General features: G+C 34.7%; 21 protein-coding genes. 18 read left to right on the top strand and 3 right to left on the bottom strand.

Going from position 1 to position 23,911, the window contains the following annotated elements:
* Positions 1 to 24: 24 nt before the first annotated feature.
* Positions 25 to 1,245, bottom strand: coding sequence for an HD domain-containing protein (locus QWY87_RS15555; RefSeq protein ID WP_435389568.1), 1,221 nt, complete (start codon positions 1,243 to 1,245; stop codon positions 25 to 27).
* A gap of 111 nt (positions 1,246 to 1,356) precedes the next feature.
* Here QWY87_RS15555 and porX point away from each other — a divergent pair, with 111 nt between their 5' ends.
* From porX to QWY87_RS15580, 5 genes are all read left to right on the top strand, one after another.
* The gene (porX, locus tag QWY87_RS15560) at positions 1,357 to 2,904 is read left to right on the top strand and encodes a T9SS response regulator signal transducer PorX (RefSeq protein WP_290292935.1); all 1,548 of its coding nucleotides are present in this window, start codon (positions 1,357 to 1,359) and stop codon (positions 2,902 to 2,904) included.
* A 199-nt stretch (positions 2,905 to 3,103) separates the two neighbouring features.
* The gene (serC, locus tag QWY87_RS15565) at positions 3,104 to 4,162 is read left to right on the top strand and encodes a 3-phosphoserine/phosphohydroxythreonine transaminase (RefSeq protein ID WP_290292937.1); all 1,059 of its coding nucleotides are present in this window, start codon (positions 3,104 to 3,106) and stop codon (positions 4,160 to 4,162) included.
* A 29-nt stretch (positions 4,163 to 4,191) separates the two neighbouring features.
* Entirely contained in the window at positions 4,192 to 5,142 is a 951-nt protein-coding gene (locus QWY87_RS15570) for a D-2-hydroxyacid dehydrogenase (protein WP_290292940.1), read from the top strand.
* A gap of 118 nt (positions 5,143 to 5,260) precedes the next feature.
* Entirely contained in the window at positions 5,261 to 6,496 is a 1,236-nt protein-coding gene (locus QWY87_RS15575; RefSeq protein ID WP_290292942.1) for a DUF1015 domain-containing protein, read from the top strand.
* A 22-nt stretch (positions 6,497 to 6,518) separates the two neighbouring features.
* Positions 6,519 to 7,181 carry a YggS family pyridoxal phosphate-dependent enzyme gene (locus QWY87_RS15580; protein WP_290292944.1) on the top strand — a complete coding sequence of 221 codons (663 nt, stop codon included), beginning with the start codon at positions 6,519 to 6,521 and terminating at the stop codon, positions 7,179 to 7,181.
* A gap of 26 nt (positions 7,182 to 7,207) precedes the next feature.
* Here the strand turns inward: QWY87_RS15580 and holA are convergent, their stop codons facing one another.
* The gene (gene holA / locus QWY87_RS15585) at positions 7,208 to 8,212 is read right to left on the bottom strand and encodes a DNA polymerase III subunit delta (RefSeq protein ID WP_290292946.1); all 1,005 of its coding nucleotides are present in this window, start codon (positions 8,210 to 8,212) and stop codon (positions 7,208 to 7,210) included.
* A gap of 30 nt (positions 8,213 to 8,242) precedes the next feature.
* Between holA and QWY87_RS15590 the strand changes: the two genes are divergently transcribed.
* The 4 genes from QWY87_RS15590 (at position 8,243) to QWY87_RS15605 (ending at position 12,046) form a co-directional block, all read left to right on the top strand.
* Positions 8,243 to 8,686: a type I restriction enzyme HsdR N-terminal domain-containing protein gene (locus QWY87_RS15590; RefSeq protein ID WP_290292947.1), complete on the top strand. Its 444-nt coding sequence runs from the start codon at positions 8,243 to 8,245 to the stop codon at positions 8,684 to 8,686.
* 76 nt (positions 8,687 to 8,762) lie between these two features.
* Complete coding sequence (locus tag QWY87_RS15595) at positions 8,763 to 9,764, top strand: glycosyltransferase family 2 protein (protein ID WP_290292949.1); 1,002 nt, start codon at positions 8,763 to 8,765, stop codon at positions 9,762 to 9,764.
* Between the two features lie 186 nt (positions 9,765 to 9,950).
* Positions 9,951 to 11,414, top strand: coding sequence for an MltF family protein (locus QWY87_RS15600; protein ID WP_290292950.1), 1,464 nt, complete (start codon positions 9,951 to 9,953; stop codon positions 11,412 to 11,414).
* Between the two features lie 17 nt (positions 11,415 to 11,431).
* Entirely contained in the window at positions 11,432 to 12,046 is a 615-nt protein-coding gene (locus QWY87_RS15605) for a trimeric intracellular cation channel family protein (RefSeq protein ID WP_290292952.1), read from the top strand.
* On the opposite strand, the gene QWY87_RS15610 is transcribed toward QWY87_RS15605, so the two are convergent.
* A complete protein-coding gene (locus QWY87_RS15610) occupies positions 12,043 to 12,888 on the bottom strand; it encodes a transketolase (protein ID WP_290292954.1) in 846 nt (281 codons plus the stop codon). The genes QWY87_RS15605 and QWY87_RS15610 overlap by 4 nt on opposite strands.
* A gap of 299 nt (positions 12,889 to 13,187) precedes the next feature.
* On the opposite strand from QWY87_RS15610, the gene QWY87_RS15615 reads away from it, so the two are divergent.
* The 9 genes from QWY87_RS15615 to QWY87_RS15655 all read left to right on the top strand — a co-directional run bounded on the left by QWY87_RS15615 (position 13,188) and on the right by QWY87_RS15655 (position 23,881).
* The gene (locus tag QWY87_RS15615; RefSeq protein WP_290292956.1) at positions 13,188 to 14,201 is read left to right on the top strand and encodes a TlpA family protein disulfide reductase; all 1,014 of its coding nucleotides are present in this window, start codon (positions 13,188 to 13,190) and stop codon (positions 14,199 to 14,201) included.
* A 247-nt stretch (positions 14,202 to 14,448) separates the two neighbouring features.
* The gene (gene clpB, locus QWY87_RS15620; RefSeq protein ID WP_290292958.1) at positions 14,449 to 17,037 is read left to right on the top strand and encodes an ATP-dependent chaperone ClpB; all 2,589 of its coding nucleotides are present in this window, start codon (positions 14,449 to 14,451) and stop codon (positions 17,035 to 17,037) included.
* A 205-nt stretch (positions 17,038 to 17,242) separates the two neighbouring features.
* Positions 17,243 to 19,828, top strand: a complete 2,586-nt coding sequence (locus QWY87_RS15625; RefSeq protein WP_290292960.1) for a phosphoenolpyruvate carboxylase — start codon at positions 17,243 to 17,245, stop codon at positions 19,826 to 19,828.
* Between the two features lie 13 nt (positions 19,829 to 19,841).
* Positions 19,842 to 20,255 (top strand): VOC family protein, encoded by a 414-nt coding sequence (locus QWY87_RS15630; RefSeq protein WP_290292962.1) that lies wholly within the window; start codon positions 19,842 to 19,844, stop codon positions 20,253 to 20,255.
* 148 nt (positions 20,256 to 20,403) lie between these two features.
* On the top strand, positions 20,404 to 20,796 hold the full coding sequence (locus QWY87_RS15635) for a hypothetical protein (RefSeq protein WP_290292963.1): 393 nt from the start codon (positions 20,404 to 20,406) through the stop codon (positions 20,794 to 20,796).
* A gap of 95 nt (positions 20,797 to 20,891) precedes the next feature.
* Complete coding sequence (gene smpB / locus QWY87_RS15640) at positions 20,892 to 21,350, top strand: SsrA-binding protein SmpB (RefSeq protein ID WP_290292966.1); 459 nt, start codon at positions 20,892 to 20,894, stop codon at positions 21,348 to 21,350.
* 44 nt (positions 21,351 to 21,394) lie between these two features.
* Positions 21,395 to 22,252 carry a geranylgeranylglycerol-phosphate geranylgeranyltransferase gene (locus QWY87_RS15645; RefSeq protein WP_290292968.1) on the top strand — a complete coding sequence of 286 codons (858 nt, stop codon included), beginning with the start codon at positions 21,395 to 21,397 and terminating at the stop codon, positions 22,250 to 22,252.
* Between the two features lie 2 nt (positions 22,253 to 22,254).
* Entirely contained in the window at positions 22,255 to 22,836 is a 582-nt protein-coding gene (locus QWY87_RS15650; protein WP_290292970.1) for a Maf family nucleotide pyrophosphatase, read from the top strand.
* Between the two features lie 91 nt (positions 22,837 to 22,927).
* A complete protein-coding gene (locus tag QWY87_RS15655; RefSeq protein WP_290292972.1) occupies positions 22,928 to 23,881 on the top strand; it encodes a transketolase family protein in 954 nt (317 codons plus the stop codon).
* The last annotated feature ends 30 nt before the right edge of the window (positions 23,882 to 23,911 follow it).

Consider the following 23,911-nt stretch of genomic DNA (forward strand, 5'->3'; position numbering starts at 1 on the left):
CTAAAATTTAGCAATCCAAAGGAATTATCGCAATTTCTTTGGATAACAAAGAAAATACTTTCTAACGGTCAATGATAATGCCTGAATACTCGCACTATCTGAAGCCTTGACAATATCTTTTTGTTCTCCATTTTTATAAAGAATATTGATTTGCTCTGCTTCCGGGTTATACGCCTTATTACTAACGGTTCCATGATAAACAAGGTAATCCACTTCCTTATCACTTAAATTAAGTGCTGCCTTGACCTTTTCTTTTCTTTCAAGAATTTCACTCTTTTCAAACTCCTCATTTCGCATTTCTATTTTTGGGAGCCTTCTGTTTACAATAGATGTACATAAATAAGAAAGTATCTTGTCTTCATGATAACACCAGTCTTTAACAGCTGACATGACATCATAATCGTCGAGTCGGCTAAATGCTTCTATTATTGATTCGTCAAAATTATTTTCGTTTACTTCATTATCTAAAAAGACTTTTAAGGTGGCACTGCAAGGTACATCTTCACCTTTTATGATTAGCTCTCTCGCTCTTTCAATTATTTTCACCAATACTCTTTCAGCAACAATACCTGTTTTATGGAGGTATACCTGCCAATACATGAATCTTCTGGCCATGATGAATTTTTCAACAGAATAGATTCCTTTGAACTCCACTACGAGTTGATCATCTTTCACATCTAACATGGTAATCAATCTTTCTACACTTATGTGCCCTTCTGCAACCCCACTGTAAAAACTATCCCGTTTAAGATAATCAAGCCTATCCATGTCTAATTGACCGGATATTAATTGATTCATGAACTTTCTGTTATAGTCTCCCTTAAAAATCTGAATGGCAAGGTCAAGAGCACCATTAAAATCATCATTTAATATTTCCATAAACTTTAAGGAAACAAATTCATGACTGATACCTTTAATAAAGGTATGTTCCAAAGCATGTGAAAACGGACCATGCCCCATGTCATGCATTAAAATAGCAATAGTTAAAGCTTCCTCTTCCTCATCGCTTATCTCAACATTTTTCATTCTCAAGGTCTCTATCGCTTTTTGCATCAAATAAGTACAACCTAACACGTGATGAAAACGAGTATGATGTGCTCCCGGATATACCAGATAAGACAATCCCATTTGCGAAATACGCCTTAGTCTTTGGAAATAAGGGTGTTCAATAATCTTATAAATCAGTGGGTTTCTTACTGCAATAAATCCGTAAATTGGGTCATTAAAAATTTTTAGTTTTTTCAAAATATTAACGTTGATTTTTGTACTTTTCAGAATTAATTGCGTTCCTTGCGTAACAAGATTATCAGCAAAAATAAAGGTTTAATTTAATTAATCATAGATAATAGAATTAGAATGAGTTCAGGAAAAATACTTTGGGTTGATGATGAGATCCAACTTCTAAAACCCCATATGTTATTTTTAGAGAAAAAGAATTATGAAGTTATCCCATGTACCAATGGAGCTGATGCTGTAGAAAGCGTAAGTGAGGAGCAATTTGACATTGTTTTGCTAGATGAAAATATGCCTGGTTTATCTGGGCTGGAGACCTTGTCTCAGATAAAAGAAAAGCTCCCGAACTTACCAGTGATCATGATCACTAAAAGTGAGGAAGAATATATAATGGAAGAAGCTATTGGTTCTAAAATCGCTGATTATTTGATCAAACCTGTCAATCCAAATCAAATTCTATTGAGTTTGAAAAAGAATCTTGACAATTCAAGATTGGTTTCTGAAAAAACAACTTCTAATTACCAACAAGAATTTAGAAAAATCGCCTTAGATCTGGCAATGGTGAATACCTATGAAGACTGGATCGAATTGTATAAGAAACTGGTGCATTGGGAGATTCAACTAGAGTCTATCGCTGATATTGGAATGATTGAAATTCTCGAAAGCCAAAAAGAAGAAGCGAACTCACAGTTTTATAAATTTATTAAAAACAATTACAGCGATTGGTTTCACGGTGATGACCGCCCTGTTTTATCTCATACACTATTCAAAGAAGTCATTGCGCCTCAGATCGAAAAAGATCCTGGTACGCTACTAATCGTGATCGATAATCTAAGATATGATCAATTGAGGGTTTTAGAACCCATCATTAGTGAATACTATAAGTCTATCGATGAAAAATCATTCTTTAGCATATTGCCTACCGCAACACAGTATGCAAGAAACGCCATTTTCTCAGGGTTAACACCTTTGGACATGGAGAAAAAATACCCTCAATATTGGAAGAATGATACTGATGAGGGTGGGAAAAACATGTATGAAAATGAATTTTTCACCGCACAACTAAAAAGAATGAACCTAAACCTGGTTCATGAATACTATAAGATTACAGCGGTTCACCAAGGTCGAGAATTAGCTGCCAATTTCGCTAAAACGAAAAAGAATGATCTAACGGTGATTGTCTATAATTTTGTCGATATGCTATCACATTCCAGAACAGAAATGGATATGATCAAAGAATTGGCAAATGATGATAAAGCGTATCGTTCATTGACTTTAAGTTGGTTTAAGAACTCACCCCTTTTGGAAATCATCCAGAATGCTCAAAAAATGGGCCTTAAATTAATTATTACTACAGACCATGGAACCATTAATACTTCGAAACCTTCTAAGGTAGTTGGAGATAAAAATATAAGTTCGAACCTTCGTTATAAAACTGGTAAAAGTTTGAGTTATAATGAAAAGGAAGTCTATGAAGTAAAAGATCCAAAAGAAATTTTTCTTCCATCTTTAAATATCAGTAGTTCGTTCATTTTTGCAAAAGAGGATTATTTCTTTGCCTATCCTAACAACTACAACCATTTTGTGAAGTATTATAAAAACACGTATCAACATGGCGGTATTTCGCTTGAAGAAATGATTATTCCTTGCATGACTTTTGTACCAAAATAAAACGTAGCAATCACTTGATGTATTTTATTTTTACAATTAAAAACTCATTTGATTTGGCTGACTTACATTTTTGCTAATGAGCGATTCAATTATGCTCAATAAACTCCTTGAATTTTTAAGAAATTCATAGCCTGTATTTCAAAGAATTTTATCAATTTTGCATTATAAAATGTAAGCGAATCATTTAAACCCAAATTTGATGAAAAAACATAATTTTAGTGCAGGTCCATGTATTCTTCCTCAGGAAGTTTTGCAAAAGGCATCAGAAGCAGTTCTTAATTTTAACAATCTGAACCTTTCTTTAATTGAAATCTCGCACAGGAGTGCTGATTTTGTTGAAGTTATGGAACATGCAAAAGATCTTGTACTCGAACTTTTAGATCTTAAAGACAAAGGATATTCAGCCTTATTTTTACAAGGCGGTGCAAGCCTGGAGTTTTTGATGGTTCCTTATAATATTTTGCCAGAAGGCGGCAAGGCTGCATTTATCAACACGGGTACCTGGAGTTCAAAAGCGATTAAGGAAGCTGGCCTTTTAGGAGAAGTAGAAGTGATTGCTTCATCTAAAGATACCAACTTTAATTATATTCCAAAAGACTATACCATCCCATCGGATGCTACTTATGTTCATTGCACAAGTAACAATACGATCTTTGGAACACAAATGAAATCCTTTCCTAAAACTGATAAACTATTGGTTTGTGATATGAGTTCAGATATTTTTTCACGCAAATTGGATTTTAGTCAATTCGACCTTATTTATGCCGGCGCTCAAAAGAATATGGGACCTGCGGGAACAACTTTGGTAGTTGTGAAAGATGACATTTTAGGAAAAACCGGAAGAAAGATTCCTTCTATGTTAGATTATCAAATTCATATCTCAAAAGAGAGTATGTTCAATACACCACCTGTATTTCCTGTATATGTATCTATGTTGACTCTTGAATGGCTTAAGGGCTTGGGAGGCGTAGAAGGTATTGAGAAAATAAACGATGAGAAAGCAGGGATTCTTTATGACGAGATTGACAGTAACCCTTTATTTAAAGGAGTGGCGAATAAGGAAGATCGCTCAAATATGAATGTCACATTTGTCTTAACCGATGAAAGCAAAAAAGAAAAATTTGACAGTATGTGGAAAGAAGCAGGTATCAGTGGTATCAACGGACATAGATCAGTTGGTGGTTACAGAGCCAGTATTTACAATGCCATGCCTAAAGAAAGCATCCAGGTTTTGGTAGATGTAATGAAAGCACTTTAAAAATAGTATAAAAATTTAAATATAATAAAATGAAGGTATTAGCGAATGATGGTATTGCAACTTCAGGAGTTGTGGCGTTAGAAAATGCAGGTTTTGAGGTTATTTTAAAAACTGTTGCGCAAGAACAGCTTGCAGAATTTATTAATAAAAATGAAGTTGCTGTTCTCTTAGTAAGAAGTGCAACTACGGTAAGGGAAGCGCTTATAGATGCATGCCCTTCACTTAAGATCATTGGTCGTGGTGGTGTTGGTATGGACAATATCGATGTGAATTATGCAAGGAACAAAGGTCTTAAAGTAATTAACACTCCGGCTGCCTCTTCACATTCAGTTGCAGAATTGGTTTTTGCTCATTTATTTGGGATGGTAAGATTTTTACATGATTCTAATCAAAATATGCCACTTGAAGGAGATTCTAAATTTAAGGAACTTAAAAAGGCTTATGCCAAAGGTATTGAGTTAAAAGGGAAAACATTAGGAATTCTTGGTTTTGGCAGGATTGGTCAGGCCACAGCCAAAATTGGATTAGGTGTGGGGATGAAAGTTGTTGCTTTTGATCCTTTTATTGATTCAGCTAATTTACAACTGGACTTTTTTGATGGGCAGCACGTGAATTTCACTATTGACACAACTTCAAAAGAGGATGTGCTTGCGCAGGCAGATTTTATTTCATTGCATGTACCGGCACAAAAAGAGTATGTGATTGGCGCCAAGGAATTTGCCATCATGAAACAAGGTGCTGGGATTGTCAACGCGGCACGTGGTGGAGTAATCGATGAAATTGCACTTATTGCAGCCATTGAGGAAGGAAAAATTTCAAATGCAGCCTTAGACGTATTTGAAAACGAACCAAGTCCTGAAATTCAATTATTGATGAACAAAAACATTTCACTTACACCACATATTGGAGCTGCTACACAAGAAGCTCAGAATAGAATTGGTGAAGAATTAGCCACTCAAATTATTGAGATCCTAGCCTAGGTTAGTTCTTGAAATTATATTAAAATAGAGATTTATTATATCCATAATAAATCTCTATTTTTGTTTTAATCAACAATATCATACTGAATACTGTAATTACTTGATCTAATTATTAACCATGGCCAAAGTAAATCCATTCCGAGCTGTAAGATCTACAAGAGATAAGGTTGCCTTAGTAACTACACGCTCTTATGATATCTATAAAAAAAAGGAATTAAACGACATTCTCAGATTGAATCCTTTTTCTTTTTTACACATTCTGCGTCCAGGCTTTAAATTTCATAAAACTGTTCATGGGGCCAAACGTTTCAAGATGGTTCATAACAGGTATGGTGAATTTAAAGAAAATGGCATTTTTAAGAATGATAAAAAACCCAGCTATTACTTGCACCAAAAGTCTTTTAATGGAGATGTCTTTTGGGGAATTATCGGTTTAGCCTCTCTAGAGGATTATCAAAATGATGTGATAAAAAAGCACGAAAAGACTTTGAGCGAGAGAGAGGCACTATTTGGGAATTACCTTGAGGTTACAGGATTCAACGCCGAACCTGTATTGATAACTTATCCAGACAATGATTTTCTTTCTTCACTTATATTAAAATACAGAACGCTCAGAGCTGAATATGAATTTACCACAAACAAGAACAGAACACATCTTATGTGGTTGATCGATAATGAAGATGAAGTAGCTCAAATTTCAGATTCTTTTGCCAATATGCCTTCGCTCTATATAGCCGATGGACATCACAGAACCGCTTCTTCCAATTATTTGTATGAAAAAATGAAGCAAAGTGGTGATGAAAAAGCAAAAGACTTGTGTAAACATTTTATGGCCTATTTTATTCCTGAGTCAAGTTTGAGAATCACTTCTTTTTATCGATTTATCAATAATCTGAATGGCCTTCATAAACGGGAATTTTTGATGGCTCTTGATGAAAATTTCAGAATTCAAAATCTGGGGAAACAATACTATCAACCCTCAAAAAAGCATCATTTCTGTATGTATCTTGATGGTGAATATTACAAACTATACCTCAGAAAGTCATCATTCAATCCCAGTAATGAACTAGACGATTTGGATTCTCAAATTCTGTTCAAAAAAATTCTTGAACCTATTCTTGGCATCAAGGATCCTTCAACAGACAAAAATATAGATTACCTCCCTGAAACCGGCAATGAAATGCAACTGCAGCAACTAGTTGATTCAGGAGATTATGAGGTCGGATTTGGTCTGTTTCCTATTTCTGTTAAACAGCTTAAAACTGTTGCCGACAACAACCTTACAATGCCTCCCAAAAGCAGCTATGTCGAGCCCAAATTAAGAAGTGGGCTAACCATCTATGAATTGAAGTAATAATTGAATTAAATCATATTAAATGCTTGTTAAAGAGAACTTAGAGAATTTTAAATCAAAAATAGACCAAGGCGTAACGTTGGTTGCTGTATCGAAGACCAAACCTATTTCGGATATCATGGAAGCCTATGAAGCAGGGCAACGAAATTTTGGTGAAAATAAGATTCAGGAAATGGTGAATAAGTATGAAGCCTTACCAAAGGATATAAAATGGCATATGATAGGTCATCTTCAGCGTAACAAGGTAAAATACATGGCACATTTTGTCGATTTAATTCATGGTGTTGATAGCTTTAAAACGCTAAATGAGATTAACAAGCAGGCAAAGAAACATGACCGCATTATCAACTGCTTGTTGCAAGCCAGAATTGCTAAGGAAGAGACTAAATTCGGTCTTGAGTTTAGGGAAATAGAAAGTATACTTCAATCTAAAGAACTTGCTGAGCTGGAAAACATCAAAATTGTGGGCTTAATGGGAATGGCAAGTTTCAGCTCAAACGAAGAAGAAGTTTCCGCTGAATTTCAAGGATTAAAGGCCCTTTTTGACAGCATCAATGCATCAAATATTGAGCTAAAAATTCTTTCTATGGGCATGAGTGGTGACTATAAGATCGCTATTAAAAATGGGAGCAATATGATTCGCGTAGGGTCTGCGATTTTTGGATCCAGAAATTATATTGTTTAATAAAAAATACTAGAAAGGCATCTTTTCTAATGCATAATTTTAAACAATAACTCTTTAAGAATATCTCCCTGAGCTAAGTTTGAGGCACCAACACCCTTACTTTTCAAATCAGCCTCTCTTAGGCTGGCAATTACCTGAGCTACCTTCCTCATTGGGTAATTTCGCGCCGCTCTCTGGTACTCAGCAATAAAATACGGGTTAATCCTCAACATTTTTCCAACATTGATCTTGCCTTTATCTTTTAAACCGTGATATAACAACAGCTGGGTAAAAAAACTATTCAATAATGAAATAGTCATTATCAATGGATTACTCTTTGGATTTTGAGAAAAATACTGCGCTATTTGATTCGCTTTAACCAGCTCCTTATCTCCTATTGCCTTTCTCAATTCGAAATTATTGTAATCTTTACTTATGCCTATATTTTCTTCTATGTTTATAGCTGAAATAACAGAACCTTTATCTAATACAAGCGCCAATTTGTCTAGTTCGTTATCAATTTTTGAAAGATTCGTTCCGAGAAATTCCACCAACATATGTGATGCTTTTGGTTCTATCTGATAACCTTTATCCCTCAAATTACTATTGATCCACTCACTTACCTGATTTTCATAAAGCTTTTTACTCTCAAACAGACAGCCTACTTCTGCCACCGTTTTTGCTAATTTCTTTCGCTTATCAATGGTTTTATACTTATAGCAAATAACCAAGACTGTAGACGGCTGTGGGTTTTCAGCATAAGCCGCTAATTTTTCAATATTCCTCGATAGATCTTGTGCTTCTTTTACGATAACCACTTGTTTATCAGACATCATAGGGAAACGTTTGGCGTTTGCCACAATTTCTTCGATTGTAACATCCCTACCATAAAGCACCATTTGATTAAAGCCCTTTTCTTCTTCCGCCAATATATTGTTTTCAATATAATCAGATATCTTATCTATATAATAGGCCTCCTCGCCCATTAGAAAATAAATGGGCTTGGTGTTTTTCGATTTTATATCATCGACGATCTGTTTGATTCTATTCATAAATTATAAGAAGTTCCTTACTTTTACCTCATGATGATTCTCAATTTGCCAAAGTATTCCTTTCGGATCAAAAATAAAGAAAATAAGCTTTATATTTTTGACCGAGTTAGAAAAAAAGACATCGTTCTTACTGATGAAGAATGGGTAAGGCAAAACATTGTATCATATCTTCATGAACAAAAGAATTATCCCCTTTCTTTAATGGCTATTGAAAAGCAATGCATCGTAAACAATACGGTAAAAAGAACCGATATTCTTATTTTTGACAAGACCGGCTCGCCAAATATTATTGTAGAATGCAAAGCGACTCATATAAAAATCAATCAAGATACTTTTGATCAAATAGCCAGATACAATATGAAACTCAATGCTACTTATTTAATTGTTACCAATGGCCTGGATCATTTCTATTGTCAAATGAACCACGAAGAAAAGAAATATACCTTTTTAAAAGAAATTCCAAATTATTCTTAAAATTAAGGGCTTTTATAGTTTTGATTAGTGAAAAAAGCTATGTTTGCATTCTTTAAAATAATTATTTCTACCCACCTTGAAAATAGCAATTGTAATTTTAAACTGGAATGGCAGAGACTTGCTAGAAAAGTTTCTCCCTTCAGTTGTTGACTACAGTCTGGAGGATGCAGATGTTTATGTGGCGGATAATAATTCAAGTGATCAAAGCATTTCATTTCTTCAAAATAATTATCCCCAGGTTAAGATTATTCAGAATAAAATCAATGGAGGTTATGCAAAAGGATATAATGATGCCTTAAAGCATATTGAAGCTGACATTTACGCTTTGGTAAACTCAGATATTGAAGTAACTCAAAATTGGCTTAAACCAATCAAATCGGCATTTGAACAAAATAATACTACCGCCGTAATTCAACCTAAATTACTTGACTTTAAAGACAGATCAAAATTTGAATATGCTGGCGCCGCAGGAGGTTTTGTAGATTTCATGGGCTACCCTTTTTGCAGAGGGCGGATTTTTATGGAATTAGAAAAAGACCAAGGACAGTTCAACGATGTGGCAGATATTTTTTGGGCTTCAGGAGCCTGCTTTTTTATCAAGTCAGACATCTACCATGAGTTGGGTGGTTTCGATGAAGAATACTTTGCGCATCAGGAGGAAATCGATCTTTGCTGGAGAGTTCAAAACGAAGGGCATCATATCAAATACGTGGGGGCATCTGAAGTGTATCATGTTGGTGGTGCAACATTGCAAGAGTCTAATCCACAGAAAACCTATCTCAATTTCAGAAACAGCCTTTTTACTATTGCCAAAAATGTACCGAAACGATACGTTTTTCTGGTGATCTTTTTTAGATTGGTTCTCGATGCAGTAGCAGGCTTAAAATTCATCGTCGAATTAAGACCTATTCACACTTGGGCCATAATCAAAGCGCATTTGAGCTTTTACTGGCATGTCAGAAAAATGCTAAAAAAGAGAAGGGCTTTGTCTTTTAAACAAACCAATTATTTTTATTGTTTCAGCATCGTCTGGCAACATTTTATTCAAGGAAAAAAGAGATTTTCATTGATTAAATAATCTCTCCCATTACAATTTATCTATCCAATTAGGCTTTTTTATTAATTTTCCTATATTTGACTGCATTGCAATCTATTGATATTCTTATATATTCTATTAATTGGAACTGAAATAGGTCTAATAAAAATTGATATGTCGAGCTTTCAATTGATAATGTATGCAATGTTAATACATGAATAAATTGTTATGAAAATAAATTTTAAAACCAATTTTATTGTAATGGGCTGCCTTTTATTAATTTGCAGTTGTTTCTGGGCCTGCTCTTCGGAGCCTAAAAAGAAACAGATCATTTCAACCGTTGCCAAGATTCCGGATCCCATAAATTATGACCTGGATAGCATCGTAAATTCTGGTGTTCTCAGGGTAATTACCACCTACTCGCCTACTGGCTATTTTCTGTATAAAGGAGAAACAATGGGGTTTGAGTATGAAATGTTCAAAAGACTTGCTGACCACCTTGATATAAGCCTTGAAATTGTTCTTGCCAAGAATGTAGATTCTGTCATTTCTATGCTCAACAGAGGCGAAGGAGATATTATCGCCTTGGGTTATACCATTACATCAGATCGGAAAGAAGATGTAAGTTTTACGGATCCTTATATGATTACCCATCAGTCTTTAATTCAAAAGAAACCAGATAACTGGAGAAAAATGACGCGAGACAACATTAAGGATGCCATGGCTACTGACATCATTGACCTGATTAATGATACGGTTTCAGTAAGACAGAATTCTTCTTATTATTTAAGACTGAAAGAACTGACCAACGAATTAGGAGATAGCATTTATATTGATGTACTTCCTGGTGAAACGTCAGATGAACAAATTATAAAAATGGTTTCTGAAGGCGAGATAAAATATTCGATAATTGACAACCACAAGGCATCGATACATAAGAGCTATTTCCCAAACATTGACACAGACACTCCTGTGAGTTTATCTCAACGAATTGCCTGGGCTGTGCGAAAAACCTCTCCTGATTTACTTGCTATCATCAATAAAGGTTTAATCGCAATAAAGAGCAAGCCCGATTATAATATGATCTATGAAAAATACTTTGAAAATAAAAGGCAGTTTCACAAAAGGTTAGATAGTGAATATTATACCGGTACAACAGGTAAATTCAGCAAGTATGATGAAATGGTGAAAAAATATTCCGCTGAATTAGGTTGGGACTGGATCCTGGTCAAATCCTTGATTTACCAGGAGTCTATGTTCAACCCTGGAAATAAATCATGGGTAGGTGCCAGTGGCTTAATGCAGCTTATGCCTGCTACAGCTAAAGAAATGGGAGTCTCTAATATTCATGATCCGGAACAGAACATCAAAGCAGGAAGTAAGTACCTGGCTAGAATGCATTCTTACTGGGACCAAATCCCTGACTCTGTCCAAAGAATAAAGTTCGCAATGGCCTCTTATAATTGTGGTTATGGTCATATTAAAGATGCACAGAATCTGGCAATCAAATACGGAAAAGATTCTTTGGTCTGGGACGAAGGCGTTGATTATTACGTATTAAACCTTTCCAAAGAGAAGTTTTATAATGACCCTGTAGTTACCTATGGCTATGCTCGTGGTTATGAACCTTATGAATATGTCAAAGATATCTTTGAAAGGTATAAAAATTACAAGACCTTCGCCAACCAATAATCATTTAAGTATTTTTCATGAGCATCTTTGACTTTCTTGATCTCTTAGGAACTGCGGCATTTGCCATCTCTGGTGCCTTGTTCGCCATTAAAAAAAGAATGGACACCTTTGGTGTCTTAATCATAGCATTTGTTACTGCAGTAGGTGGAGGAACCTTACGGGATATTTTAATCGGAGCCGATAGCATAACCTGGATGAGAGATCTCAATTACAGTTATGTGATTTTAACCGCTGTCATTCTGGCCATCATATTCAGAAAAAAAATAGGCTACCTCAGTAAGTCATTGTTTTTATTTGACACAATAGGATTAGGAATCTTCACCATAATTGGAACAGAAATAGGCATACAAAACGACTTCCATCCTATTATCTGCGTTGCCTTAGGAACAATCACCGCTACCTTTGGTGGTGTTATTAGAGATACACTTAGTAATGAAATACCCTTGATATTCCAAAAGGAAATATACGCAACCGCATGTATAATTGGAGCTGTTACTTATCTGATCTTAGATAGATTTCAAATCGATCAAGACCTGATCCATATTTTAACCACGCTTATGGTGATTACCGTAAGATTAATAGCCGTGAAATTTAAACTCAAACTCCCTACTTTTTATAGTAGTGAAGTTTAATAGTCCCCTAAAGTTTCAGGGTTTTGAGCAAGTGCGCTTTCTAATTGTTCCGGATTGGGAGCTTTACCATGCCAGGCATGCGTACCCATCATAAAGTCTACACCATTACCCATTTCAGTATGCATAAGGATACAAACTGGTTTTCCTTTTCCTGTTTCCCTTTTAGCTTCTTTCAATCCTGCTATAATACTCTCTAGATCATTACCATTAACAACCTCAAGTACTTTCCAGCCAAAAGCTTCAAACTTATCTCTAAGATTACCAAGTGGCATAACATCATCTGTGGCGCCGTCAATTTGTTTTAAATTGTAATCAATGGTAGCAATCAAATTATCAACCTTCTTACCAGCAGCATACATAGCAGCTTCCCACACCTGACCTTCCTGCAACTCACCATCGCCGTGTAATGTGTAAACCAAATGTTTGTCGCCATCAAGTTTCTTAGCATTTGCAGCACCTAAAGCTACAGATAGTCCTTGCCCTAATGATCCGGCAGACATTCTTATTCCAGGTAAACCTTCATGGGTAGTTGGATGACCTTGTAAACGCGTATTAATTTTTCTGAAAGTTGCTAATTCTGAAACTGGGAAAAAGCCACTTCTTGCTAACACACTGTATAATACCGGAGATATATGGCCATTTGACAAAAAGAAGAGATCCTCATTCGTGCCGTCCATATTGAATTCTGAAGAATAGTCCATCACTTCTTGATACAAAGCAGTCATAAATTCTGTACAACCCAATGATCCTCCAGGGTGCCCTGAATTTACTGCGCTCACCATTCTAACAATATCTCTTCTAACTTGAGTAGAAAAATCTTTTAATTCATTAATTGTAGGCATCTCCATGTGTTTTAGGTTCGCAAAAATACTAAACTCAAATCAATATTTTTATCAATTGAATAATTATTTATAAGTTATGTTTCAAGCTAGAATATAATGCTAAACAATAGCCTAAATTGTATCCCGATAATTCCTCCAAATTCCCTATCCGCCAGGCAAAAATTGAATTAAAAAATAGGAGCTCGTAATGAAGGAGTTTATTCTGCGACTCATTGACCATAATTTAAAATATGTTTAACAATTGAACCAAAGAAAGTTAAACTGAAAAACATACATTTGTACGCTAAAAAAAACATAAAATGAAGAAAGTTATCATGCTACTAGTGGCGATCAGCCTTTTCGCCTGTAGTGAAGAATCAAATAAAACTTATGTAACGTTACAAGGAAACATAAATAATTCAGATTTAGACAGTATCCTGATTTTAGGTAAAGATTTTAAAAAGACTATTCAAGTCAATGAAGACGGGTCTTTTAAAGATACCTTAAAAGTTGTGGATGGTTTTCATGGTATTACTGATGGGAAGAAACAAGGTTTTTTATATTTAAAAAACGGGTATGACATGGAAGTTGAGATTGACATGGAGAAATTTCCGGAATCAGTTGTATATGAAGGTCAAGGATCAATCACCAACAACTACCTGGTTAAAAAAATTCAATTCATAAAGGATGAAAAATTAACAGATTATGCGGCATTTTTCTCTTTAGAAAAAGATGAGTTCGACAGCAAGTTAATTGCATTGAGAACAAGATTAGATGATATGTTAAATAGTACCGAGGGTCTAGATGAAGAAGTCATCAAAATAGAAAAGGAGTCAACTGATAAACTAATCAATTTCTTTGAATCAAATTATGAAAACGAACATGCAAACTATGTTGGTTTAAACGTAGGTGACCCTTCTCCAAAATTTAATTACCCAGATCAAAATGGAAATAACGTATCATTAGATGATTTGAAAGGAAAATATGTATATGTTGATGTATGGGCTACATGGTGTGGGCCTTGCAAAAAAGAAATTCCGTTTTTAAAGGAAATGGATGAAGCATATAAGGGAAAGAATATAGCATTCGTTAGTCTTTCTATTGACAAAATGGAGCACAAAGACAAATGGTTGAAAATGATCAAGGATGAAGATCTAGGAGGAATTCAAATATTGGCTGACCAGGATTGGAACTCTGAATTTGTAACAGCTTATAATATTAAAGGTATTCCAAGGTTTATCTTAATTGACAAAGAAGGTAATATTGTTAATTCTAATGCACCAAGACCTTCAGACCCAAATTTAAAAGAAGTTTTAAGCACACTTGCTTTATAAAACGCTTTCATACATTAGAAAAAAAGCCTTTGAGAAATCAGAGGCTTTTTTTTGTGCATGATTATGAAAGAACACTGTAATCAGATTTTGCCTTTTCTTACTTTGTTTAAAAAATGAACCTTTTGACATAAAACAAGTCAAAAAGTCATCTAAAACCCTCAATTTCAGTCAAATTGACATCAGAATAAGCAAACTATGATCTTGGAACGTATTTTGACTAATGCATGTTATACTTAAAACAAATATTATGAATTTTAATAATTTCACTATAAAATCACAAGAAGCAGTGCAAAAGGCGCAACAAATTGCACAAGGCTTTAAGCATCAACAAATTGAAAATGCCCATATATTAAAGGCAATACTAGAAGTTGATGAAAATGTAACACCATTCATTCTAAAAAAACTAGGAGTGAATGTTGAACTGTTTAATAGAACCTTAGATAATATTATCCAAAGTTTTCCTGTTGTTGAAGGAGGAGAATTAATGTTATCCAAGACAGCAAATAAAATGCTGATTGATTCGAGTAATATTGCCAAAAAAATGAAGGATGAATATGTGTCCTTAGAGCATTTATTACTGGCTATATTAGACTCTAAAGGTGATACGACCCAATTGCTTAAAGACAATGGCGTCAATGAAAAAGACTTAAAGAGTACCATTGACGAATTGAGAAAAGGAAATAGAGTTACTTCACAAAGTGCTGAAGAGACCTACAATTCATTAAGCAAATTTGCCAAAAACTTAAACCAACTTGCCAATGATGGAAAACTAGATCCGGTAATTGGACGAGACGAAGAAATCAGAAGGATTCTACAAATTCTTTCAAGAAGAACCAAAAACAATCCGATATTGATTGGTGAACCAGGAACTGGTAAAACAGCAATTGCTGAAGGATTGGCGCATCGAATTGTAAAAGGCGATGTTCCTGAGAACCTGCAAAATAAAGTTATTTACTCCCTTGATATGGGAGCCCTTATTGCTGGTGCTAAATACAAAGGGGAATTTGAAGAAAGGTTAAAATCTGTTATAAAAGAGGTTATTTCTTCAGATGGAGAAATTGTTCTTTTCATTGATGAAATCCACACCCTTGTGGGAGCTGGAGGAGGCGAAGGCGCAATGGATGCAGCGAACATTCTTAAGCCAGCCTTGGCCAGAGGTGAACTAAGAGCAATTGGTGCCACTACCCTAGATGAATATCAAAAACATTTTGAAAAGGACAAGGCCCTTGAAAGACGGTTTCAAAAAGTAATTGTCAATGAACCTGATACTGAAAGTGCCATATCCATCCTAAGAGGAATCAAAGACAAATATGAAACGCATCATAAAGTAGAGATCAAAGACAGTGCGATCATTGCTGCTGTAGAATTGTCTCAACGTTATATATCAGATCGATTTTTACCTGATAAGGCGATTGACTTGATGGATGAAGCAGCTGCCAAGCTTAGAATGGAGATTAATTCGAAACCTGAGGAACTGGATGTTCTAGACCGAAAAGTGATGCAGTTAGAGATCGAAATCGAAGCTATAAAAAGGGAGAATGATACCAAAAAATTAAAATTCTTAAAAGAAGAACTTGCCAATTTTAAGGAGAAACGAAATGAGATCAATGCGAAATGGACCAGTGAAAAAGAGATCGTTGACAAGGTTCAGTCAACCAAAGAGCGAATTGAAAAATTTAAGCTTGAGGCTGAACGTGCAGAACGAGATGGTAATTATGGTCTTGTGGCTGAAATCAGATATGGTAAAATAAAAGATGAAGAAGAGAAACTTCTTGTATATCAAAAAGAGGTCGAAGCTAATTCAGAGAATTCTTTAATTAAAGAAGAAGTTACCAGCGAAGATATAGCCGAAGTTGTAGCGAAATGGACAGGCATTCCAGTACAAAGAATGTTGCAAAGTGATAAAGAAAAATTACTTGCTCTTGAAGAAGAGCTGCACAATAGAGTTATCGGCCAGAATGAAGCTATTGAGGCAGTTGCGGATGCAGTGAGAAGGTCAAGAGCTGGTTTACAAGATGCAAAAAAACCAATAGGATCTTTCTTATTCTTGGGAACAACCGGAGTCGGTAAAACTGAATTGGCTAAGGCCCTGGCAGATTATCTTTTTGACGATGAATCGGCCATGACCAGAATTGACATGAGTGAATATCAAGAGAGACATGCGGTTAGCAGGCTAATTGGAGCACCTCCAGGGTATGTTGGTTATGAAGAAGGCGGACAACTCACTGAGGCGGTGAGAAGAAAGCCATACTCGGTAATTTTACTCGATGAAATAGAAAAAGCACACCCAGATACTTTCAATATTTTATTACAGGTATTAGATGAAGGTAGGTTGACTGATAATAAGGGGCGTGTTGCAGATTTCAGGAACAGTATCATTATCATGACCTCAAATATGGGAGCCCATATCATTCAAGAGAATTTTGAGAATATTGATATGGCAGCAAGAGACGCGGTGATTGAAACAACAAAAATTGATGTTATTGGTTTACTTAAGAAAACCATTCGTCCAGAATTTTTGAACCGTATCGATGAAATTATCATGTTCACGCCGCTTAATCAAGAGGAAGTGACACAGATAGTTCGCTTACAGATTGATGCTTTATCTGATATGCTAAAAGAAAAGAGTATAAACCTAAGTGCAACTGAAGATGCTATTTTTAGCTTGTCTAAGAAAGGGTTCAATCCACAATTCGGAGCAAGACCTATAAAGCGGGTAATTCAAAAGGAAGTGCTTAACAGTTTGTCGAAAGAAATATTAGCGGGTAAGATTATACCTCAAAGCAATATCCTGCTCGATGCTTTTGACGATGAGCTCGTCTTTAGAAATAAATAAAATGATTTAAATAAAACAAAAGGCCACTTTAGAAGTGGCCTTTTTTATTATAAGCTCCTGAACCTAAGGAATCATTATTATTCTAAAGGATTATTCTCTTTTTGGCAAATATTCAAATTCGAAATTGACAAGTCCGTAAATTTCATCTTAAAATAGTATTATCCTTGTATTCTTATTAAATTTGCATCAAATCTTGAGCATTATTATGAATATACAACCTAAATCAAAACGGTTCAATCAAAATATACTGACTAAATATCAAATTTACAATAGTATATTTATAACCCTTCCATTTGATAACATAAGGAATACGGGCGTATTGATGCCTCTTTTAAAAAGTGAATGTGAGAAAGGCTTTGCTAAAGGATTAACACCTGTTGAAATCATCGATAATTTTTTCACTAAGTACGAAGATAATGCCAAGGAAAGTGAAAAAATAGACATGCTTTTCAAGTTCATTCAATATATTGAAAGACAGGTCGTGTTATTTGATGCGATTGAAGATGCAGCATTTCCGATCATTCATAATATGGATGGTAAAGGAACGCTGAGAAATGCTAAAGAAGAGGCTTTTTCACAAAATAAGAAGGAAGCTTTACAAAATTATTTAGAAGCCTTTAAAGTGAGGTTGGTTCTTACTGCCCACCCCACTCAATTCTACCCTGGTTCGGTTTTAGGAATTATAACTGATCTGACCAATGCCATTGAAAGAAATGACCTTGTAAATATTAAAAAATTATTAGCTCAGCTTGGGGTAACACCTTTTCTTAAAGCGGAGAAACCAACTCCTTTAGACGAAGCCATCAATTTAATATGGTATCTCGAGAATATTTTTTATCATGCTGCCGGTTCTATTTATAATTATATTGAGAGTAATATTTACGAAGGCAAGGAAATTATTAATGAATTTGTGAGTCTCGGGTTTTGGCCTGGTGGAGACAGAGACGGTAATCCTTTCGTCACAACTGAAATCACTGAAAAGGTAGCAGAAAAATTAAGGCAATCTGTTATAAGAAACTACTACAGAGATATTCGTAAACTAAGAAGAAAATTGACTTTTAAGAAAGTCTCAGATATAGTTCTGGAAGTTGAGAATAAATTATATCGAAGCTTTATAGAACCTGATAAGATCATTTATTCGCAAGATGAATTGTTGAGCAAACTGTTTGAGATAAAAGAATTACTCATCAATGATTATCAATCATTGTATTTAACTGAGTTAAAGGATTTGATCCATAAAATTAGAATATTTGGGTTCTATTTTGCAACGCTTGATATCCGACAAGATAGCCGTATCCATCATCAGGTTTTTACAAACATTTCAGATACACTTGTCAAGGAAGGTTCTGATATATTTCCAAAAAATTACAGCGAACTTAATGAAAAAGAACAATTTGAAGTATTAGCAACTGTGAATGGTCAGATTACTTCTGATCAATTCAATGATGAATTGGTGGTTAAAACCTTAGGCTCAATTGAGGCCATTAAAAAAATTCAACACAACAATGGTGAAAAGGGCGCCAATCGCTATATCATCAGTAATAATCAAAGTGCGCTCAATGTCATGGAAGTTTTTGCCATGTTAAAATTAACGGCGTTTCACAATGAACTACCGGTTGATATTGTTCCTTTGTTTGAAACTGTAGATGATCTTAAACGATCAGCTGATGTCATGGAACAATTGTATTCCAACGAAACGTATCGAAAGCATGTTGAAAGCAGGAACAATAAGCAAACTATAATGCTAGGATTTTCTGACGGTACTAAAGATGGTGGTTATTTAATGGCTAACTGGTCAATTTTCAAGGCCAAAGAAGAGCTGACAAAAATTTCAAGAAAATACAATATCAAAGCCATATTTTTTGATGGTCGTGGAGGTCCTCCAGCAAGAGGTGGCGGAAAAACACATGAATTTTACGCTTCTTTAGGGCCAAGCATAGAAAATGAAGAAGTTCAATTAACCATTCAAGGTCAGACCATTAGCTCCAATTTTGGAACAACAGATTCTGCTCAGTATAACCTCGAACAATTAATTAGTTCAGGTGTTAGTAATGAGTTTTTTGATAGTGCCAAGAACACACTTACAGATGAACAAAAAGAAATAATGGATGAACTTGCACAGACAAGTTATGATACTTATAGTGCATTTAAAAACCATGAAAAGTTTTTACCTTATTTAGAAGGAATGAGCACCCTAAAGTATTATGCCAAAACCAACATTGGAAGTCGTCCATCTAAAAGAAATAGTTCAGCAAAACTAAATTTTAGTGACTTAAGAGCCATTCCTTTTGTTGGCTCATGGAGTCAATTAAAGCAAAACGTTCCCGGATTTTTTGGAGTGGGAACTGCCCTGTTAAAATATGAAGAAAATGGAGAATTTGACAAGGTTGTAAGCTTCTACAACAACTCCAAATTCTTTAAAAGTCTTATCGATAACAGTATGATGTCTATGAAGAAGTCATTTTTTGAATTGACTAGATATATGGAGAAAGATCCTGAGTTTGGTGATTTCTGGAAATTGATATATACTGAATTTTTAACGAGTAAAAGACTTGTTTTAAAATTAGGAAATCATGCTGAGTTAATGCAAAATCACCCAATCAGTAAAGCTTCTATTGAAGTAAGAGAATCTATTGTATTGCCTTTACTTACCATTCAGCAGTATGCCTTGAAAAAAGTACAGGAACTCAATCAGGACCCTAATGCCGATAAAGAAATGCTAGCTGTCTATGAAAAGATCATAACCCGATCACTGTTTGGAAATATCAATGCCAGTCGTAATTCTGCTTAATTTTTAATCGCCATTGCGTGAATTTAAAATAGAAAATATTGATCATGTTGCTATAAGGGCAAGTAACCCGGAAGAATCCATTAATTGGTATGCTGAAGTTATAGGACTGAAAGAACTTCGTGCGGAAGCCTGGGGGGCCTATCCGGTTTTTATGGTATCCGGAGAAACTGGAGTGGCTATTTTTCCTGCCGAGGGAAAAATGCCTTTTCCTGCGGAGAAATCAAACTTAACAGGAATTGATCATTTTGCTTTTAGACTTGACAATGAAAATTTTTTATTAGCCCAAAATACTTTTAAAACCTCTAATATTCCTTTCCAATTCAAAGACCACACCTATTTTCAATCTATGTATCTTAAGGATCCTGACAACCATACTGTTGAACTCACCACCCTTCTGGTTGACCCGAAGCAGTTCTACAAACTATGAATTCATAAAACTGCTGGTACGCATTATTTCTTAGTTTAAGAATTAGAATAGCTCACTAGAATAAAAACATTAACTTAATTAAAATAAATCCTTATGTGTTAGCGTTATAGGTTTCTATAATAACAATTGCTATAAAAAATAAGGAGTTATGAAAAAGATTTTTTTAAGTTGTGCATTATGTCTATGCATAATGTCGTTCTCTTCTTGCACTTCAAACGATGTAAAGGAAATTTCAGGAACAATTATCATCAAAGATTTAGGGTCTCATGTTTTCAATATTAATGCTGACAACATTGATGCCACAATAATAATGGCCGGGCCTCAGTTTGATAGCCCAATGATTTTTGAACATGTACCATTGTTTAGAACCTCTGATTACAATGCCAAAATAGAAGTCGACAATTCAGGCAAACTTAGAACTGAACTGCTCAATAATTTAGTAGTGATGTACGAAGTCGAAGCTGGTGAATTACCAGATCAACAGCTAAATCATCTAATGCGACAAGGTTTTATAAAGATTGAATGGACAGGTTTAAATTAATATTACCGCCTCCTAATCTCATTATCTCAGCTAATTTTATTTCATTTTGAATTGAATTCTTCACATTTCGAATAATTTTTATTTAGATTTGTCGAATGCAAAAGAATGTCAATATTCAAAATAAGAAAGCCCGTTTCGAGTACGAAATTTTGGACACCTATATAGCTGGTATCCAACTCACCGGAACCGAGATAAAATCCATCCGCCAAGGAAAGGCAAGGATTACAGAAAGCTTTTGTGAGTTTAATGACAGAGGAGAGCTATTTGTTATCAACATGTTTATCGAAGAATATAGTTATGGTAGTTTTTATAACCATAGATCTAAAGGAGAACGAAAACTGTTGTTAAATAAAAAAGAATTAAAAAAACTTCTCAAAGAGGTACAAAACGTAGGACTTACCATCATTCCTTTAAAGTTATTTGTCACTGACAAAGGCTGGGCTAAACTCCATATAGGGCTGGCTAAGGGTAAAAAACTATATGATAAAAGGCAAGTTCTTAAAGATCGAGACAGTAAAAAATCTCTTGACCGATTAAAGAAAAACTATTCATGACATTTAAAGACTATTTGATATTTTTTCGTTGGAAGAACATTTTAATGATTTTGTTAATTCAATATCTTTTCAAATACTTCCTTTTTGAAAAATTTGAAATTCAAGTTTCTCTCGATGACTTTCACTTCAGTCTTCTGGCACTCTCTACGGCTTTTATTGCCATTGCCGGTTATATCGTTAATGATATGCATGATGTGAAAGCAGACATCATCAATAAGCCTGAAAAATTATTTGTTGATAAGAAGATTACTAGAATTACAGCTCAATATCTTTTCATTGGATTCAATGCGGCAGGCTTATTATTAGGGATGTACTTATCTTATTATGTTGGAAACACATCGTTTTTTATAATTTTTGTACTTACATCATTACTTCTATATCAATATGCTAAGTATTTAAAAAAGAATATTTTAGTTGGAAATTTAATAGTATCTTCTGTGGTGCTATTTTGCATTTTAATGGTTGCAGTATTTGATGTTGGCCCAGCCACTAATTATTATAATCTTGAATCCCAACAACATGTTTTGCGCATATTTTTAATCATCGGGGTATTTGGTTTTATCCTTACTTTTTTAAGGGAAGTTATTAAAGATATTGAAGACATTGAAGGAGACAGGGCTATTGATGCAAAATCATTTCCAATTGTGCTGGGTACTAAAAAAACAAAAAACATTCTTGTTGCCGTGACGGTTTTATTTCTAATTTCATTGTCCTATCTATCTTACTTCGTCTTTGATAAAAGTAATTATTTAAGTTATTATCTTATTGCCTTAGTTTGTTTACCACTACTCTATTTTATCTTTAAACTAAATCAAGCGAAGACCAAAACTGATTTCCATAATTTGAGCACACTGCTTAAGATTATCATGCTGCTAGGAATGTTTTCAATTATTCTCATTTGATCATGTTGCAAAAATTGCTAAAAGACCGTCGGCTAATACTCGCTTCTCAATCTCCGCGCCGAAGTTTTTTTTTGAAAGAATTAAATTTAGAATTTGAAATTCGAATAAAAGAGGTCGCTGAAAACTACCCCATTCATCTCCAGGGAAAAGAAATAAGTGAATACCTGGCAAAACTAAAAGCTTCTCCATTTTCAGGAATATTAAAGGCGCAAGAAATCCTTATTACGGCTGATACAATTGTATGGCTTGAAGGAAAGGCCTTGGGCAAACCAAAGAATAAAAAAGAAGCTGTTGAAATGTTGAAATCCTTATCCGGAAAGAAGCATGATGTTATCAGTTCTATAGCACTTACAACGATTAATAATCAGATCATTATTTCAGATACCACCCAGGTAATTTTTAAGAAATTAACCGAGGAAGAAATTCATTTTTATATTGAAACATTTAAACCTTTTGATAAAGCCGGGAGTTACGGAATACAAGAATGGATAGGCTATATTGGAATTGAAAAAATCAATGGTAGTTACTTCAATGTGATGGGCTTTCCGGTTCAAAAATTTTACACGGCCTTGCATGACATTTAAATATTCAATAATCTGATTAAATTAATATTTTTACTAATTTAAATTGCTATTTTTGCCGCATTATAACCAATTGATATTAGCGTAGACACAGATGAAAAAATACACTTTTACAGAAAAAATTGATACTCGCTCAGGCTTTGGAGCCGGGCTTGCAGAATTAGGTAGAACCAATGAAAATGTTGTGGCATTATGTGCTGATTTAATTGGCTCTTTAAAAATGGATGAATTTATCAAAGAAAATCCTGAAAGGTTTTTTCAAATAGGTATCGCTGAAGCCAATATGATGGGGATAGCTGCTGGACTTACAATTGGCGGAAAAATTCCTTTTACTGGAACATTTGCTAATTTTTCTACTGCAAGAGTTTATGATCAGATCAGACAATCAATTGCCTATTCTGCAAAGAATGTAAAAATATGTGCATCACATGCTGGCTTGACTTTAGGTGAAGATGGCGCTACACATCAAACACTTGAAGATATTGGAATGATGAAAATGCTTCCAGGAATGGTAGTGATCAATCCTTGTGACTACAATCAAACAAAAGCAGCAACCATCGCTATAGCTGATTATGAAGGACCGGTTTACCTAAGATTTGGTCGTCCGGCAGTACCTGTTTTTATGCCAAAAGATGAGAAATTTGTAATTGGCAAAGCTATTCAACTTACTGAAGGTACTGATGTAACGATTATCGCGACAGGACATTTGGTTTGGGAAGCTTTACAGGCATCTGAGCAATTAGAAGCCATGGGAATAAGTGCTGAAGTTATCAATATACACACAATCAAACCATTAGACGAGGATGCAATATTAAAGTCAGTTGCCAAAACTGGCTGTGTTGTTTCAGCTGAAGAACATAATATTCTGGGAGGTTTGGGTGAAAGTGTTGCAAGAACGCTTTCTTTAAATAATCCGGTTCCTCAGGAATATGTTGCGGTTAACGACAGTTTTGGAGAATCAGGAACTCCTGCCCAACTTATGGAAAAGTACAACTTGAATGATAAAGCCGTCATTGCAGCTGTAAAAAGAGTTTTAGCAAGAAAATAATTTATATTTTTATGTTTAAATAGCCCCCCT

The organism is Lutimonas halocynthiae (assembly GCF_030409835.1).
GTDB lineage: Bacteria > Bacteroidota > Bacteroidia > Flavobacteriales > Flavobacteriaceae > Lutimonas > Lutimonas halocynthiae.

Coding starts and splice junctions, on each gene's coding strand:
- porX (WP_290292935.1), top strand. CDS start 1,357: ATGAGTTCAGGAAAAATACTTTGGGTTGATGATGAGATCCAACTTCTA.
- serC (WP_290292937.1), top strand. CDS start 3,104: ATGAAAAAACATAATTTTAGTGCAGGTCCATGTATTCTTCCTCAGGAA.
- QWY87_RS15570 (WP_290292940.1), top strand. CDS start 4,192: ATGAAGGTATTAGCGAATGATGGTATTGCAACTTCAGGAGTTGTGGCG.
- QWY87_RS15575 (WP_290292942.1), top strand. CDS start 5,261: ATGGCCAAAGTAAATCCATTCCGAGCTGTAAGATCTACAAGAGATAAG.
- QWY87_RS15580 (WP_290292944.1), top strand. CDS start 6,519: ATGCTTGTTAAAGAGAACTTAGAGAATTTTAAATCAAAAATAGACCAA.
- holA (WP_290292946.1), bottom strand. CDS start 8,212: ATGAATAGAATCAAACAGATCGTCGATGATATAAAATCGAAAAACACC.
- QWY87_RS15590 (WP_290292947.1), top strand. CDS start 8,243: ATGATGATTCTCAATTTGCCAAAGTATTCCTTTCGGATCAAAAATAAA.
- QWY87_RS15600 (WP_290292950.1), top strand. CDS start 9,951: ATGAAAATAAATTTTAAAACCAATTTTATTGTAATGGGCTGCCTTTTA.
- QWY87_RS15605 (WP_290292952.1), top strand. CDS start 11,432: ATGAGCATCTTTGACTTTCTTGATCTCTTAGGAACTGCGGCATTTGCC.
- QWY87_RS15610 (WP_290292954.1), bottom strand. CDS start 12,888: ATGCCTACAATTAATGAATTAAAAGATTTTTCTACTCAAGTTAGAAGA.
- QWY87_RS15615 (WP_290292956.1), top strand. CDS start 13,188: ATGAAGAAAGTTATCATGCTACTAGTGGCGATCAGCCTTTTCGCCTGT.
- clpB (WP_290292958.1), top strand. CDS start 14,449: ATGAATTTTAATAATTTCACTATAAAATCACAAGAAGCAGTGCAAAAG.
- QWY87_RS15625 (WP_290292960.1), top strand. CDS start 17,243: ATGAATATACAACCTAAATCAAAACGGTTCAATCAAAATATACTGACT.
- QWY87_RS15635 (WP_290292963.1), top strand. CDS start 20,404: ATGAAAAAGATTTTTTTAAGTTGTGCATTATGTCTATGCATAATGTCG.
- smpB (WP_290292966.1), top strand. CDS start 20,892: ATGCAAAAGAATGTCAATATTCAAAATAAGAAAGCCCGTTTCGAGTAC.
- QWY87_RS15645 (WP_290292968.1), top strand. CDS start 21,395: ATGATTTTGTTAATTCAATATCTTTTCAAATACTTCCTTTTTGAAAAA.
- QWY87_RS15650 (WP_290292970.1), top strand. CDS start 22,255: ATGTTGCAAAAATTGCTAAAAGACCGTCGGCTAATACTCGCTTCTCAA.
- QWY87_RS15655 (WP_290292972.1), top strand. CDS start 22,928: ATGAAAAAATACACTTTTACAGAAAAAATTGATACTCGCTCAGGCTTT.